This window comes from Segatella paludivivens DSM 17968 = JCM 13650, assembly GCF_000373185.1.
Taxonomy (GTDB): domain Bacteria; phylum Bacteroidota; class Bacteroidia; order Bacteroidales; family Bacteroidaceae; genus Prevotella; species Prevotella paludivivens.
In genome coordinates, this window is sequence record NZ_KB890644.1 from 1 (window position 1) to 14,788 (window position 14,788).

A 14,788-nucleotide genomic window follows, 5' to 3' on the forward strand; every position below is an offset into this window, starting at 1 on the left:
ACTGCATCAGCTGCAGGTGATCCAAACGGCGGAGTAGTAAAGCCTTAAACATCGTTCCCCTCTGATGCGCACAGGGGGGACTTTGTTTTAACAACACACACAAAAACAACGAATTAAAAACAGAACAAAATGGATAAGAACAAAGTAAACATTTCATGGATCATCAAGATAGTAATCGCTATCGCTTCAAGTCTTCTAGGGTTGCTCGGAACGCAACAGAGTGAAACACAGGAATAGCCGAATGAGCTATCACGATTTCAACGACTTAATTAAAATCATAACCAACTTAATATGGTTAATCGCAGCGCTCACAGCGCTACTTAGCTGCACGGTATGGATTGCAGGATAACGAGAGAGGGATGCGCTAACGCGCATCCCTCTTAATCGTTTATGGTTCTCGCAAATAACGCGTTGTTAGTTTTCTCGCTGATAGTTTAAGTCCTCTTGCGTGTTATTCTCTCGCAGATCACGCAGATCACGCAGAGAGGAATGCAGCAGGCTGCATTATTTCGCAGAGAAAGACAGTTTGTAGTTTGTGTTGTTTTGGGTTTTGTCTGCGTAAATCTGCGAGATCTGCGGGAGACATTGGGTTTCTTCTGTGTATATTGTTTGAGTACTCTTACGTGAATATTCTCCCGCAGATCCCGCAGATGACGCAGACGAATGCAGCAAGGCTGCATTATATCGCAGAGAAAGACAGGTCGGGATGTTGTTGTGGTTTTGGGTTTTGTCTGCGTAAATCTGCGAGATCTGCGAGAGACATTGGGTTTTCAGTTGCGCAATAACTTGAGTACTCTTGCGTGTTATTCTCTCGCAGATAACGCAGAGGTCGCAGAGAAAGCCTGTTGCGGTAAGTGCAGGAAACGATGCTGCTATTTTATAAATAATATTGGCTGCACTCAACATAGCTCAAGCTAGCTATGCTCTAACTTGCAATCCTGTATTTTGTCTACAATAATGCATCGGCTATTGACAGGAGACTGTTTTAGACTGATTTATAGCACACCTTTGTCTATGCACCTTTCATCTTTTTTAATAATCCCACCTTTGTTAATCGCCTTTAGTGTTGTAACTTTGTGTTTTATTTTTAAAATCATTATCTAATATGTCATTATCATTTTCACAGTTTGCAGTGAGATGTTCGGCTCAGCTAGAGGCTGATGGACGTTTCGCCACTGCCCGTCTTTACCGTAACGCACTGAAGTCTTTTACTAATTACATTCGCCGCAGCGAAGTTCAGTTTACTGATATAAACCGTAAGCGCCTTGTAGCCTATGAGCGTGAGCTTCGCTATCGTAACTGCTGCCCCAACACGATTTCCACCTACATGCGTATGCTCCGTGCTATTTATAACAAGGGTGTAGATGCCGGATATGCTCACTTTGTTTACCGCCTGTTCCATGATGTCTATACAGGTATTGATATTAGCCGCAGGCGTGCTCTCGATGTTAAGGATATTAAAACTCTCCTCTGTAGCAAGATAGAGAAACCAGCACTTAAGCGTACCCAAAAGATTGCGGCATCCCTATACAGTCTGTGCGGCATGCCATTCGTAGACTTTATGAATATCAATTTCGGCAGCGTCAAGAGTGGAGTCCTCACCTACAACCGCTATAAGACGGGTACGAGCATAAGCATCTCTGTGATGAAACGAACCATGAAAATAGTCAATGATTTGAAGATGCCTAGGAGTGACATGCGTACCGCAGAAGGCTATCGCCGCTACCAGTCACGTCTCCGTCACTTCAACTCATGTATATCGCGGCTTGCTGCCACTCTTGGCATCACCTGTCGTGTTTCCTCGTACACGCTTCGACATTCATGGGCAACAGCAGCCCTCCGCAACCATGTTCCTGTGGAACTTATCAGCGCAGCTCTGGGGCACCGAAGCATCAGAACCACACAGATATATTTAGGTGGTTTCAGTGCTGCTGAAATTGGTGCTGTAAACAGCAAAATATGCCGATATATAGGGGCTGTATAGTATAAAAAAGATAGGCAAAAAAATAGCCGTTACTTCACAAGTAACAGCGTTTACTATTTGACTACAAATGTATATAATTATTCACAAATACGCATATGATTTCACATAAATTAACTATAAAATAACATGGTATGTAAATAAAAAGGCACAATTTATCTTAATGCATCTTTTTTAAACACATTTTAAATCTTCACATAATTATCATTTTTTATTGCGTACTAACCGTATAAGGTGCGCAAAGGGGGGCGTTTATCCTGTTTTTCGTCTATTTTTATGCCATTGACTCAGAATTCTTTCTGTTACTTGTGAAGTAACAGAATTCTATAAAATAGAAATATTAAATGCACCCTCTGAATTAATCACTATACGATTTGGGTGAGAAAGTGATAAATACTAAATTGGCTATGTCGTCTCTGATATATAGAACAAACGACAGTTATCATAAAACACGTATGCCGTCGAATTTTCTAGATGAATATAAACACAGATGCTTAATCGCATCAAATAAAAATAACTTAAATTGAAGGCCTGTCATGATGCTGCAGCAGCGGTATCATGTCTAAATCAGATTCGTGAGAACCGCGGCCTGATCTAAATATTACTTGAATTAATAGAACATAGATTCTATCGTTCCCTGTTTATTATGAGTCGTTTAACAGGGGTATTCACACAAGAGTGTGTGTTTAGAATGCCTTTCCCTGTGAGGGGAGAGGCATTTTTAATTAGCCAATATGATATTCATTATAGAATGCTACAAAAGTGCTGATTTACTTGTTTGTGACAATGAAAAATATTCATTGAACACACACAAAACGCATATTAAAAAAGGAATAGGAAACTATTCCTGATCTTTTGCTCTTTGTAGAGCCTCTATTTTAAGTTGCGCTGCAATTTTCTTAGCCTTCACGTTTACATCTTTGATATCCTTCTTTCTGTAATAGCTTCTTGCTCCGTCACGGTCACTAAGAACGAGTGAGTCATCGCCAAGATAATCAATATTACAGGTGTTGTTTTTAGGATTTATGGTGGTAATGGTGTTATTCTTGTTGAATATAGGAGTTGCACTCACAACAACAAGTTTGCCATTCCAAATATGCCAACTGGTGAAATATCCTAACTGAGGATATACAACAGGACTCTCATCTTCAAGTGAACTCTGCGAACTAACATATCCAACGCTTTGTGCAGTCCATTGTCTTCTAAGCCAGAATCCATATTCGCGAGGCACAAGATAAGTCTGTTTCACAGAGTCTGGCATATCTTTCATTATACGCTTCTGTAATTTTTTGCTCATGTTCTCGTAGTTGCGCATCTTCGGCATGACTACGTAGCACCATATACCTTTTAATTCGTCTAGATTTACAACTTCGTCGGCAACATGCTTATCAGATTTATTCAATACAACACCAATCCAGTCTCCCACATGTATGTTTCCAAGCACACGCTTTTTGTTGTGAGCATCAATGATATCATATTTTATTGGGTCACTTCCATCGTTAGGAAGTAGTAGGATTGTAGAGTCATTGCAGCCTTCGCAAGCTAGTCCGTAGACAGTCTTGTCGCCTGTCATTTTCATTTCATCATTAGTATGTCCCGACATAGGGTCAGACTTCTTGTTATCCTTGTTGCTGCATGCTGTGACAGACAGTAAAATGGCTGATATAATGGCGAATAGTTTAAATCTCATAACATTACAAATTTTGTGCAAATATAAGGGAATAATTGTAAAAAATGGATGTAATGGTGGTGTTTTTGGAATTTTTTATCTAAATTTGCACGCTGATTAGCACCAGGGTTCTGTTTATATATGGAACAATGGCGATATATTATCTGTTTTTTTATAAAAATCAAATACAAAATATAATATGGGAAAGAAAATTCAGTTCAGTCTCGTTTATCGAGATATGTGGCAGAGTTCAGGCAAGTTCCAGCCTCGCAAGGATCAGCTTGAGCGCATAGCTCCTGTTTTTATTGAAATGGGTTGTTTCGCTCGTGTTGAGACTAATGGTGGTGCTTTCGAGCAGGTAAACCTTCTTGCTGGTGAAAACCCTAATGAAGCTGTACGTGCTTTTTGTAAACCTCTTAACGAGGCAGGCATAAAGACTCACATGCTTGACCGTGGTCTTAATGGACTCCGTATGTATCCAGTTCCAGATGATGTTCGTGCACTTATGTATAAGGTAAAGCATGCTCAGGGAACAGATATCACTCGTATATTTGACGGTTTGAATGATGTGCGCAACATTATTCCTTCAATAAAGTGGGCTAAGGAAGCAGGCATGACTGCACAGGGTACTCTGTGTATCACAACTTCTCCTGTTCACACATTGGAATACTATTCAAAAATAGCTGATCAGCTTATTGAAGCCGGTGCTGAAGAAATCTGTCTTAAGGATATGGCAGGTGTTGGTCAGCCAGCACTTCTTGGTAAACTGACAAAGGCTATCAAGGACAAGTATCCTGAGATTATCATAGAATATCATGGACATTCAGGTCCTGGTTTGTCTATGGCTTCAATTCTTGAGGTTTGTAATAATGGTTGTGATATCATTGATACAGCTATTGAGCCATTGGCATGGGGTAAAGTTCACCCAGATGTAATATCAGTAATCAGCATGTTGAAGAACGAAGGTTTTGATGTACCTGAGATCAACATGAACGCATATATGAAGGCTCGTGCCCTTACTCAGGAATTCATTGATGAATGGCTTGGATATTTCATCAACCCAGCAAACAAGATAATGTCTTCTTTGCTTCTTGGTTGTGGACTTCCTGGTGGTATGATGGGTTCTATGATGGCAGACCTTGGCGGTATTCGTCAGACTATCAACAATCTTCGTAAGAAGAAGGGGGAAGAGGAAATTTCTCTTGACGACATGCTTGTAAAGCTCTTCAATGAAGTAGAATATGTATGGCCACGTGTTGGTTATCCTCCATTGGTAACTCCTTTCAGTCAGTATACAAAGAACATCGCATTGATGAATCTTCTCACAATGGAGCAGGGTAAAGGTCGCTTCGTGATGATGGATGAGTCTATGTGGGGTATGATTCTTGGTAAGAGTGGAAAGATTCCTGGAACAATTTCTCCAGAGTTGATAGAATTGGCAAAGAAGCAGGGACGTGAGTTCACTGATGCTGATCCTCATACATTGTTGACAAATGCTCTTGACGACTTCAAGAAAGAAATGGACGAGAATGGATGGGAATATGGTAAGGACAACGAGGAACTCTTTGAACTTGCTATGCATCCAGAGCAGTATCGCAACTACAAGAGCGGTCAGGCTAAGAAAAACTTCCTTGCTGACTTGCAGAAGGCTAAGGACGCTAAACTTGGTGCAAAGACAAGCCCTGAAGAGGCTGCTGCATTCAAGCACGCTAAGGCTGATGCTATTGTTGCTCCTGTAAAGGGACAGATATTCTGGGAATTCCAGGGTGAAGGTGAAGCTGCTCCTGCAATAGAGCCATATATCGGTAAAGAATATAAAGAAGGTGATGCTTTCTGCTATATTTGTACTTCATGGGGTGAATTTGAGACAATCAATGCAGCTCTTGGTGGCAAACTAGTAGAAATCAACGCAAAGCAGGGAACAAAGGTTAATAAGGGTGATGTCATCGCTTATATCCAGCGTCCTGAAGCATAATAGAAAATATTTTCAATGTTAATACAGAGGGGATTGGGCTATGCCCTTTCCCCTTTTTATCATCTGGCTATGAACTATCAGAATATTATAGATAAATATTATACCGAGGACAACCAACTGCGCTATATATTTATGACTCACAGCAGTCTTGTAACAAAGCGTGCGCTGAAGATTTGTGACTTGCATCCAGAACTGAATCTCGACCGTAGATTTGTTGAGGAGGCTGCCATGCTTCATGATATCGGTATCATAAAATGTCATGCTCCTGGGATATATTGTTTTGGAAGTGAACCTTATCTGATACATGGAAGAATAGGTGCCGAGATGATGCGTGCTGAGGGATATCCAGCTCATGCCCGTGTTTGCGAGCGACATACCGGAGCCGGAATAGGAAAGGAAGAAATAAAAAGACTTGAGCTTCCACTTCCGTATGAGGACTTTTTGCCAGAAACGATGGAAGAGAAAGTGATATGTTATGCTGATAAATTCTTTTCAAAAACTCATCCTGAAGTAGAGAAATCTATAAACGAAGCAGAGAAAAGTCTCGCTAAATTCGGAGAAGATGGCTTAAAGCGCTTTAAGGAATGGGAAATGATGTTTGAATAAGGTTTAAAAAACAAAAAACTAAAGGCTAAGAACATAAAACTAAAAACTTATTATTATCTTTGCAGACTGAATGAGGAAAATTTCGTTTATAGCAATTCTGTTGCTCGCTGTCATGTTTGTTATGGCGGGTTCTAACTTCCAGTTATTTAAGAGGCACAAGAAATTGGCCTCTGTAGACTCAATGGCAGTAAACGATTCTGTTATAAGGGATTCACTCGGTCGTGCTATTATTGATACAACCAAGATGGACTCTCTGCAGTTGGCTATTTATCATCACAATAAATTGGTTGATGACTCTATCCATCTTGATTCGGTAAATAAGAAGAAAAAAAACGGTATTGATGCCCCTGTAAACTTCTCGGCAAACGACTCTATGGTGTATGACGCACAGAAAAAAGTGGCGCATCTCTATGGATCTTCTAATGTGAAATACGAGACGATGGACCTGAAGAGTGAGAAGATTGCTCTGAATATGGATAGTAGCATTGTGCATGCAACTGGAGTCATTAAGGATTCTACGAAAAAACTTACTGGAACTCCTACATTTGCTATGGGATCGGATAATTACGAAAGTGATACCATGGCATTCAACTTCAAAACCAAAAAGGGACTTATTCGCAGTGTATACACCCAGCAGCAGGAAGGCTTTCTGACAAGTGAACTTTCTAAGCGCAACAATAACGGTGAGATATTTATGAAGCATGGTCGCTACACGACATGTGACGAGAAGCATCCTGACTTTTATATAGCACTCTCGCGTGCAAAGGTGCGTCCTGGCAAGGATGTGGTTTTCGGACCTGCATATCTTGTCGTGGCGGATGTTCCGTTGCCATTAGCTATTCCTTATGGATTTTTTCCTTTCTCGAAGAGTTACTCTAGTGGTTTCATAATGCCTACGTATGGTGATGAAAGTACTCGAGGTTTCTATCTTCGTGACGGTGGATATTATTTTGCCATGAACGATAAGTGGGACTTAAAGTTGCTGGGCGAAGTTTATACGAAAGGTTCATGGGGTATAAGTGCTGCAAGCAATTATAGACAGCGATATAAATATAACGGCAGCTTTTATTTTAGTTATCAGGACACTCAGACTGGTGACAAGGGCATGCCAGACTATACACGTCAGGAAAGTTTCAAAATTCAATGGAGCCACAGGCAGGATGCAAAGGCTAATCCCTTTAACAGCTTGTCGGCAAGCGTGAACTTTGCAACTTCCAGTTATGAACACAACAACATGGGAAGTTTGTATAACCCGCAGACGATGACACAGTCTACACGTACATCTTCTGTAAGTTGGAGCACAATATTCTCTAATATAGGTCTGTCTTTGAGTAGCACTGCTAACTTGAGCCAGAATATGCGTGACTCAAGTATCGCAATGACACTACCTGACCTGAATATCAGTCTTAGTCGTTTCTACCCATTTAAGCGTGCTCACGCAGTAGGTAAGGAACGTTGGTATGAAAAGATTTCAATGAGTTATACCGGTCAGGTTAGTAACTCTATTACGACAAAAGAAAACAAACTGTTGAACTCTAGTCTTATCAAGGACTGGAAAAACGGTATGCAGCATCAGATTCCTGTAAGTGGTAATTTTACGTTGTTCAACTACGTTAATATTAATCCGTCTTTCAATTTCACCGACCGTATGTATACAAATAAGGTTACGCGGTCGTGGGATGCGAAGGCACAAAAGGAAGTTGCTGATACAACGTATGGATTCCATAATGTATATAACTGGAACCTTAGTGTAAGTGCCAGTACAAAACTGTATGGTTTCTGGACACCAAACCGAAAGATATTCGGTGATAAGATACAAACGATACGCCACGTACTCACACCAACAGTAAGTTTTAGTTATGCTCCTGACTTCGGTGCTTCTAGATATGGATATTATGATACCTATCAACGTACGAATTCAGATGGTTCTGTAGATTTAGTACAGTATTCTCTATATCAGAATGGATTGTATGGTACTCCTGGACAGGGAAAGACAGGTAACATTAGTTTTGGTCTTGACAATAATATTGAGATGAAAGTCAAGTCTGACAAGGATTCTACTGGGTACAGAAAGTTGAGCATCATTGATAACCTTGGTTTTAATATGTCATATAACATGGCTGCTAAGGAGAAACCTTGGAGCGACTTGTCTATGAATATAAGGTTGAAATGGTGGAAGAATTATACATTCAATATGAATGCTGTGTTTGCCTCTTATGCTTACGAGCTTGATGCAAGCGGAAAACCTTATGTTGGAAATCATACTTATTGGGGAATGGGCAAGTTTGGACGTTTCCAGGGTATGTCACAGAACCTTTCATACACATTGAATCCTGAAAAGATAAAGAAATTGTTTGGCGGTGGCGACGATACCAAAAAGGACAATGACAAAAAGAAAAAGGATAAAGACGAGGAAGGCTTAGATACAGATATAGAGTCAAATGTTGACGATACAATGATAGACGGTCAGCGCAAGGCAAAGAAGAAGAAAGATACCAGTAAGGCTGCAACAGATGATGACGGATATATGACGTTTTCTATGCCATGGTCGCTTACATTCGGATATGGTATAACAATGCGCGAGAATACTTCTGGTACATTCAATACAAGTAGTATGCGTTATCCTTATAAGTTTACGCAGACTCTTAACTTCAGTGGAAACCTTCGTATCAGTGAAGGCTGGAACATCAGCTTCTCGTCTGGTTACGACTTCGAAAATCATGGTATCAGTATGACAACAGCAAGTTTGCAGCGCGATCTTCACTGTTTCAATATGAGTTGCTCTATAGTTCTAGCTCCTTATACAAGCTATAATTTCACATTCCGTTGTAATGCAAGCACCCTTACGGATGCACTGAAATATGATAAGCGAAGTGGATATAGCAATGCTGTACAATGGTATTAACATATAATATGTCTAGATGATAACAAAAGACAGTATAGAGTCAGCCTATTGCTTTTTTCATCAGAAGTGGAATATCTATTCAAAGTCTGTAAATGAAAGTCAGAAAGACGACATTGAATATGCTATAGGTAATTATGCCAATGAAATGAATCGCGAATTATATTCAGAAATGTCTAAAGGAAAGAATGGCTTTCTGTTGGAACATTCAACATTCGCCGAGGATATTACTGATGCTATTGCCTATTTAGAACCATTGCTTTAGAATAAATGTGATGGAGTAAAGACTTGAGGAGAATACTTCCTTGTTCTTTGTTATATATACTTCTCTATGGCTTTATTCACTTGTAGACATTTCTTTATTTAGTCTTAAATAAAGAAAGATATTTTTACCTTTTTTCCTGCGTCAAACAGTAACTGAAGGTGCTGTTTTGGACGGTATTACTTTGTTCTTAGATTGGAAATCTAAATCTGTGTTAATGTAGCATGATGCATTGCGCAAATAAAATAAAATTATTATCTTTGCAAAAGAAGATAAAATAAATTATAATATAACTATAACCAGAAAATGAGAACTGTTTACGAATTCTCTGTCAAAGACAGAAAAGGTAAAGATGTATCACTAAAAGAGTATGCCAACGAAGTGCTGCTCATTGTTAATACTGCGACTAAGTGTGGATTCACTCCACAATATGAAGAGCTTGAAAAGCTTTTTGAAACATATCATGCTCAAGGATTTGAAATATTAGATTTCCCTTGCAATCAGTTCGGTCAACAAGCACCAGGAACAGACGAGAGCATTCATAATTTCTGCAAGTTAAATTACGGAACAGAATTCCCACGTTTCAAGAAATTGAAAGTGAATGGTGAAGACGCTGATCCTTTATATAAATTCATGAAGGAACAATTTGGATTTGCTGGTTGGGACGAAACTCACCCTATCTATCCTGTACTTGACAAGATGCTTTCGGAGCAAGATCCTAACTACAAGGAAAATCCAGACATCAAATGGAATTTCACAAAATTCCTTGTAAACAAGAAAGGACAGATAGTAGAAAGATTTGAACCAACAGAGAAAATAAGCAATATAGCAAAGAAAATAGAAGAACTATTAAAAGCTTAGTTTATGGAATATACAAAATGCCTTATCATCGGTAGTGGCCCTGCAGGATACACTGCGGCTATATATGCTGGACGTGCAAACTTGCAGCCAATAGAATATTGCGGAATGCAAATGGGCGGTCAGCTGACACAGACGACTATCGTTGAGAATTTCCCGGGATACCCACAAGGTGTTGACGGTAACCAAATGATGATGGACCTACGCGAACAGGCTCAGAGATTTGAAGTTGACTTGCGGGACGGTGAAATCGTAAAGGCTGACCTAAGCAAGAAACCTTATATCCTGACAGATGATCGTGGGGTGGAAATTGAAGCAGAAAGCGTAATTATCGCTACTGGTGCCATCGCAAAATATCTGGGACTTGATGACGAGCAGAAATATATGGGACAGGGCGTAAGCGCATGTGCCACATGTGATGGTTTCTTCTATCGCAAGAAAGTTGTTGCCGTTGTTGGCGGTGGCGATACTGCTTGTGAGGAGGCTACATATCTTGCTGGACTATGCTCAAAGGTTTACATGATTGTACGTAAGCCTTTTCTGCGTGCTTCTGACGTTATGAAGAAACGTGTAGCAGAAAACGAAAAAATAGAAATACTCTACGAGACTAACACTCTCGGATTGTTTGGCGAAAATGGTGTGGAAGGCGCTCACATCGTGTTCAGAGAAGGCTTGGCTGATGAAAAAAAACACGATATAGCTATAGACGGATTCTTCCTAGCAATAGGTCACAAGCCACAGACTGATCTTGTAAAGGACTATATAAACCTTGATGAACAGGGATTTATTAAGCTTGATGGCAGCAGAAACCAGAGGACAAACAAGGAAGGCGTATTTGCTGCAGGTGACGTATGCGATCCACATTATCAGCAAGCGATAACCGCTGCAGGAACAGGTGCTAGCGCAGCCCTTGACGCACAGGAATATCTTAACGAGATCGGAAAATAAACATTCCTGCAAATGTCAATGCACCATTGACCATTAGCAACTCGTAACCAAACTTATACCCGGTTGTATGTTGTGTTATCGTATCGATAGCAAAACATATAATCGGGCTTATTATTGCTATATATGGTACCATGTGGTCGTTGGTCTTGCGCTTAGTAAGCAAGCCAAACGCAAACAGTCCTAATAGGGGTCCATAGGTGTATGAACATAGTATGTAAATGGCATCAATCACACTGGTAGAATTGATTACCTTGAAAGCCAAGATAAAGAGGACAAACAACAATGCGACCCCAAAGTGAGTGATTTTGCGCAGGCGCTCGTCTTTATCACGTTCCATAATATCTACACACCAACTTGTAGTTAGCGCAGTCATGGCACTGTCTGCACTTGAAAAACTAGCGGCAACAATTCCTATCGTAAACAAGATTAGGACTACCGTTCCCAGATTTCCTGAAGCGGCAAACATTGGTAACAGATTATCACTCATTGCTGGTAGGGGAATACCTTGCTTACTTGCAAGCATCATCAATAGTATACCAAGTGAAAGAAATAAAAGGTTTGCTGGCAGAAAGGCAAAACCGTAACTGCACATGTCTTTCTGAGCATCACGCAGAGACTTGCACGTAAGGTTTTTCTGCATCATGTCTTGATCAAGACCAGTCATAACGATAACAACAAAGATACCACTGAAAAATTGTTTCCAGAAATTCTGACGTGATATGAAATCGTCGAATACAAACACTCGGCTATGAACATTCGACGCAATAGCGCTGATAGCTTCGCCAACATTCATATTCAGCGATGTTATGACATTATATATAATGAGGATTAAAGCCACAAACATGCACAATGTCTGAAAAGAGTCTGTCCATACCAATGTTTTTATACCGCCTTTGCGAGTATAAAGCCATATCAAACCAACCATAACCAAAACAGTTATAGGAAAAGGTATGCCCATAGAATCGAATACAAACTTCTGTAGAATTATGCACACGACATAAAATCTGACAGCAGCACCAATGAGTTTTGAAAGTAAAAAGAATGATGCTCCTGTCTTATATGAACGTTGTCCAAGACGAGTCTTAAGATAACTATATATCGTGGTAAGATTGAGTCGATAGTAGACTGGCAGAAGGATGAAAGCGACGGCAAAGTAACCGAATATAAATCCGATACACATCTGCAAATAAGTCATATCGTTGGTTACAGCCATACCAGGAACACTAACAAACGTGATTCCAGATATAGAGGCTCCAATCATGCCGAAAGCAACCATATACCAAGGTGAACGTCTGTTGGCACGATAGAAAGTCTCATTATTCGCCTTTCTGCTCGTTATTCTACTAAATAAAAGTAATATGCAAAAATATGCAAGTATGGTGAATATAATTATCATAATGGTTGCAAAATTACTAAAAAAGCATGTAAACATACAAAATAGCAATTTCTTTTTTGTATCTTTGTAAATAGAATAGAGACAAAAATAGTAACAACAAATACTTTATCATGAGACAAAAAAGATTCATCCTTCAAGAGAATGAAATTCCAACACATTGGTATAACATTCAGGCAGATATGCCTAACAAGCCTCTGCCACCACTTAATCCGGCAACACATAAACCTTTGGATGCCGATGACCTGAGCCATATCTTTAATAAGGAGTGTTCAAAACAAGAACTGGATATTGAACACGCATGGATAGAAATTCCAGAGGAAGTGCGCGAGAAGTATACTTATTACAGATCTACTCCTTTAGTAAGAGCTTATGCGCTTGAAGAGGCTCTTGGAACTCCCGCACATATTTATTTTAAGAATGAAAGTACAAACCCACTTGGTTCACATAAGATAAACTCTGCGATTCCGCAATGCTATTACTGCAAGCAGGAAGGTGATACAAATGTAACAACTGAAACTGGAGCAGGGCAGTGGGGAGCAGCGTTAAGCTACGCTGCAAAACTATACGGACTTGAAGCTGCTGTATATCAAGTAAAGATAAGTATGCAGCAGAAGCCTTACCGTTCTGCAATTATGCGTACGTTTGGTGCTACGGTAGAAGGTTCGCCATCTATGAGTACACGTGCAGGAAAAGATATCATAACTCGTGACCCTAATCATCCTGGTTCTTTAGGAACAGCAATAAGCGAGGCTATAGAACTTGCTACCACTACACCTAATTGCAAATACACTCTTGGTTCTGTACTGAATCATGTAGCATTGCATCAGACTGTTATAGGTCTTGAGGCTGAGAAACAAATGGAAATGGCGGGTGAATATCCAGATACTGTGATAGCATGTTTTGGTGGAGGAAGCAATTTTGGCGGTATCGCATTTCCTTTCATGCGACACAATATTAAAGACGGCAAGAAAACAGAGTTTATTGCTGCTGAACCAGAAAGTTGTCCAAAGCTTACACGTGGAAAGTTTGAATATGATTTCGGTGACGAGGCAGGTTATACGCCATTGTTGCCTATGTTCACTCTAGGACATGATTTTAAGCCTGCTAACATACATGCTGGTGGTTTGAGGTATCATGGAGCTGGCATGATAATTAGTCAGCTTATACGCGATAATTATATGTATGGTGTAGATATTCCTCAATTGGAGAGTTTCGAGGCAAGTATGATCTTTGCACGTGCCGAAGGTATAATTCCTGCACCAGAAAGCGGCCACGCTATTGCTGCGGCAATAAGAGAGGCGAAGAAAGCTACGGAGAAAGGTGAGGAGAAGGTTATTCTTTTCTGTCTTTCAGGTCATGGATTAATAGATATGACCGCGTATGAAAGCTATATTAATGGTGATCTTCAGAACTATAGTATTACCGACAGTGAGATTGCAAAGAATCTTGAAGATGTTCCGCAATTTGATATCAATGAAATTAAGAAATAATAGAAAGTAACATATACGAGACAAGCCCAGTCATATAATTTGGCTGGGCTTGTCAGTTCTAAGTTAATAATTAAAATCTAATTAGTCGTATGAGTCACTTTCTTTTATTTGTCGTTTGAGTCACATTATATTAGTCGAAAAAATTGATACTAAACAAGACTTAATGCCATGTTCTGGCAAATAACTTGCTCTTGTAAATAGCATTTATTTACTTGAGATCTAATTAAATAGGGGGAGTAAATAGATAGCTTTTAAAATGACATGGGCAAAAAATAAAGCGTTCACACGTTCTACATGTTTGCCCTTAATATGTCATTTTACCTGTCTTCGATTGACAGGATTTAAAATCAAACAATGACTTTTAAGAAATTGTATGATTTTAAACGAGTTAATCTATTCGCATTAAACATTTCTCTTCTTATGTTATATTTCCTGATGTGATTTCGATATTTAAAAAACATCTTTATCATACATTTTTTAGCTTGATTAATTGAGTTGCAAATGATACAATATATCATTATTAATTATAATGTTGCAAAGGTAAAATATTAAGATTAAAGGTCCTAATCAAAATGTTAATAATTTATGTATCGTTTGTTGTTAGTTTATCCTTATGTTCGATTTTCCTGATTTTATCGTTGATATTCCATATTAAATTTATAAAATAAACGTATACGTTTAAGTATTAACATATTGAAATA

11 protein-coding genes are annotated in these 14,788 nt (G+C 39.4%); 9 read left to right on the forward strand and 2 right to left on the reverse strand.

Annotated elements, in window-relative coordinates; translation table 11 throughout:
- Nucleotides 1–129: 129 nt before the first annotated feature.
- The gene (locus B045_RS15660; protein WP_238312045.1) at nucleotides 130–237 is read left to right on the forward strand and encodes a DUF6486 family protein; all 108 of its coding nucleotides are present in this window, start codon (nucleotides 130–132) and stop codon (nucleotides 235–237) included.
- Between the two features lie 868 nt (nucleotides 238–1,105).
- Nucleotides 1,106–1,984, forward strand: coding sequence for a tyrosine-type recombinase/integrase (locus tag B045_RS14425; RefSeq protein WP_018463632.1), 879 nt, complete (start codon nucleotides 1,106–1,108; stop codon nucleotides 1,982–1,984).
- Between the two features lie 838 nt (nucleotides 1,985–2,822).
- Here the strand turns inward: B045_RS14425 and B045_RS0107360 are convergent.
- Complete coding sequence (locus B045_RS0107360; protein ID WP_018463633.1) at nucleotides 2,823–3,671, reverse strand: lipocalin-like domain-containing protein; 849 nt, start codon at nucleotides 3,669–3,671, stop codon at nucleotides 2,823–2,825.
- 178 nt (nucleotides 3,672–3,849) lie between these two features.
- Here B045_RS0107360 and B045_RS0107365 point away from each other — a divergent pair, with 178 nt between their 5' ends.
- The 6 genes from B045_RS0107365 (at nucleotide 3,850) to trxB (ending at nucleotide 11,201) form a co-directional block, all read left to right on the forward strand.
- A complete protein-coding gene (locus B045_RS0107365) occupies nucleotides 3,850–5,625 on the forward strand; it encodes a biotin/lipoyl-binding protein (RefSeq protein WP_018463634.1) in 1,776 nt (591 codons plus the stop codon).
- Between the two features lie 69 nt (nucleotides 5,626–5,694).
- A complete protein-coding gene (locus B045_RS0107370) occupies nucleotides 5,695–6,231 on the forward strand; it encodes an HDIG domain-containing metalloprotein (RefSeq protein WP_018463635.1) in 537 nt (178 codons plus the stop codon).
- Between the two features lie 70 nt (nucleotides 6,232–6,301).
- Nucleotides 6,302–9,136, forward strand: a complete 2,835-nt coding sequence (locus B045_RS0107375) for a putative LPS assembly protein LptD (protein WP_018463636.1) — start codon at nucleotides 6,302–6,304, stop codon at nucleotides 9,134–9,136.
- A 16-nt stretch (nucleotides 9,137–9,152) separates the two neighbouring features.
- Nucleotides 9,153–9,398, forward strand: a complete 246-nt coding sequence (locus B045_RS0107380) for a hypothetical protein (RefSeq protein WP_018463637.1) — start codon at nucleotides 9,153–9,155, stop codon at nucleotides 9,396–9,398.
- A 303-nt stretch (nucleotides 9,399–9,701) separates the two neighbouring features.
- Nucleotides 9,702–10,256: a glutathione peroxidase gene (locus B045_RS0107385; RefSeq protein WP_018463638.1), complete on the forward strand. Its 555-nt coding sequence runs from the start codon at nucleotides 9,702–9,704 to the stop codon at nucleotides 10,254–10,256.
- A 3-nt stretch (nucleotides 10,257–10,259) separates the two neighbouring features.
- Nucleotides 10,260–11,201, forward strand: a complete 942-nt coding sequence (trxB, locus tag B045_RS0107390; protein ID WP_018463639.1) for a thioredoxin-disulfide reductase — start codon at nucleotides 10,260–10,262, stop codon at nucleotides 11,199–11,201.
- Here the strand turns inward: trxB and B045_RS0107395 are convergent.
- Nucleotides 11,182–12,597 carry a sodium:solute symporter gene (locus B045_RS0107395; protein WP_018463640.1) on the reverse strand — a complete coding sequence of 472 codons (1,416 nt, stop codon included), beginning with the start codon at nucleotides 12,595–12,597 and terminating at the stop codon, nucleotides 11,182–11,184. The two genes, trxB and B045_RS0107395, sit on opposite strands and share 20 nt — an antisense overlap.
- 110 nt (nucleotides 12,598–12,707) lie before the next feature.
- Between B045_RS0107395 and B045_RS0107400 the strand changes: the two genes are divergently transcribed.
- Nucleotides 12,708–14,087: a TrpB-like pyridoxal phosphate-dependent enzyme gene (locus B045_RS0107400; protein WP_018463641.1), complete on the forward strand. Its 1,380-nt coding sequence runs from the start codon at nucleotides 12,708–12,710 to the stop codon at nucleotides 14,085–14,087.
- The last annotated feature ends 701 nt before the right edge of the window (nucleotides 14,088–14,788 follow it).

Bases quoted from the DNA above. Each gene is read 5' to 3' on its own strand.
- B045_RS15660 (WP_238312045.1), top strand. From the start codon at position 130: ATGGATAAGAACAAAGTAAACATTTCATGGATCATCAAGATAGTAATC.
- B045_RS14425 (WP_018463632.1), top strand. From the start codon at position 1,106: ATGTCATTATCATTTTCACAGTTTGCAGTGAGATGTTCGGCTCAGCTA.
- B045_RS0107360 (WP_018463633.1), bottom strand. From the start codon at position 3,671: ATGAGATTTAAACTATTCGCCATTATATCAGCCATTTTACTGTCTGTC.
- B045_RS0107365 (WP_018463634.1), top strand. From the start codon at position 3,850: ATGGGAAAGAAAATTCAGTTCAGTCTCGTTTATCGAGATATGTGGCAG.
- B045_RS0107370 (WP_018463635.1), top strand. From the start codon at position 5,695: ATGAACTATCAGAATATTATAGATAAATATTATACCGAGGACAACCAA.
- B045_RS0107375 (WP_018463636.1), top strand. From the start codon at position 6,302: ATGAGGAAAATTTCGTTTATAGCAATTCTGTTGCTCGCTGTCATGTTT.
- B045_RS0107380 (WP_018463637.1), top strand. From the start codon at position 9,153: ATGATAACAAAAGACAGTATAGAGTCAGCCTATTGCTTTTTTCATCAG.
- B045_RS0107385 (WP_018463638.1), top strand. From the start codon at position 9,702: ATGAGAACTGTTTACGAATTCTCTGTCAAAGACAGAAAAGGTAAAGAT.
- trxB (WP_018463639.1), top strand. From the start codon at position 10,260: ATGGAATATACAAAATGCCTTATCATCGGTAGTGGCCCTGCAGGATAC.
- B045_RS0107395 (WP_018463640.1), bottom strand. From the start codon at position 12,597: ATGATAATTATATTCACCATACTTGCATATTTTTGCATATTACTTTTA.
- B045_RS0107400 (WP_018463641.1), top strand. From the start codon at position 12,708: ATGAGACAAAAAAGATTCATCCTTCAAGAGAATGAAATTCCAACACAT.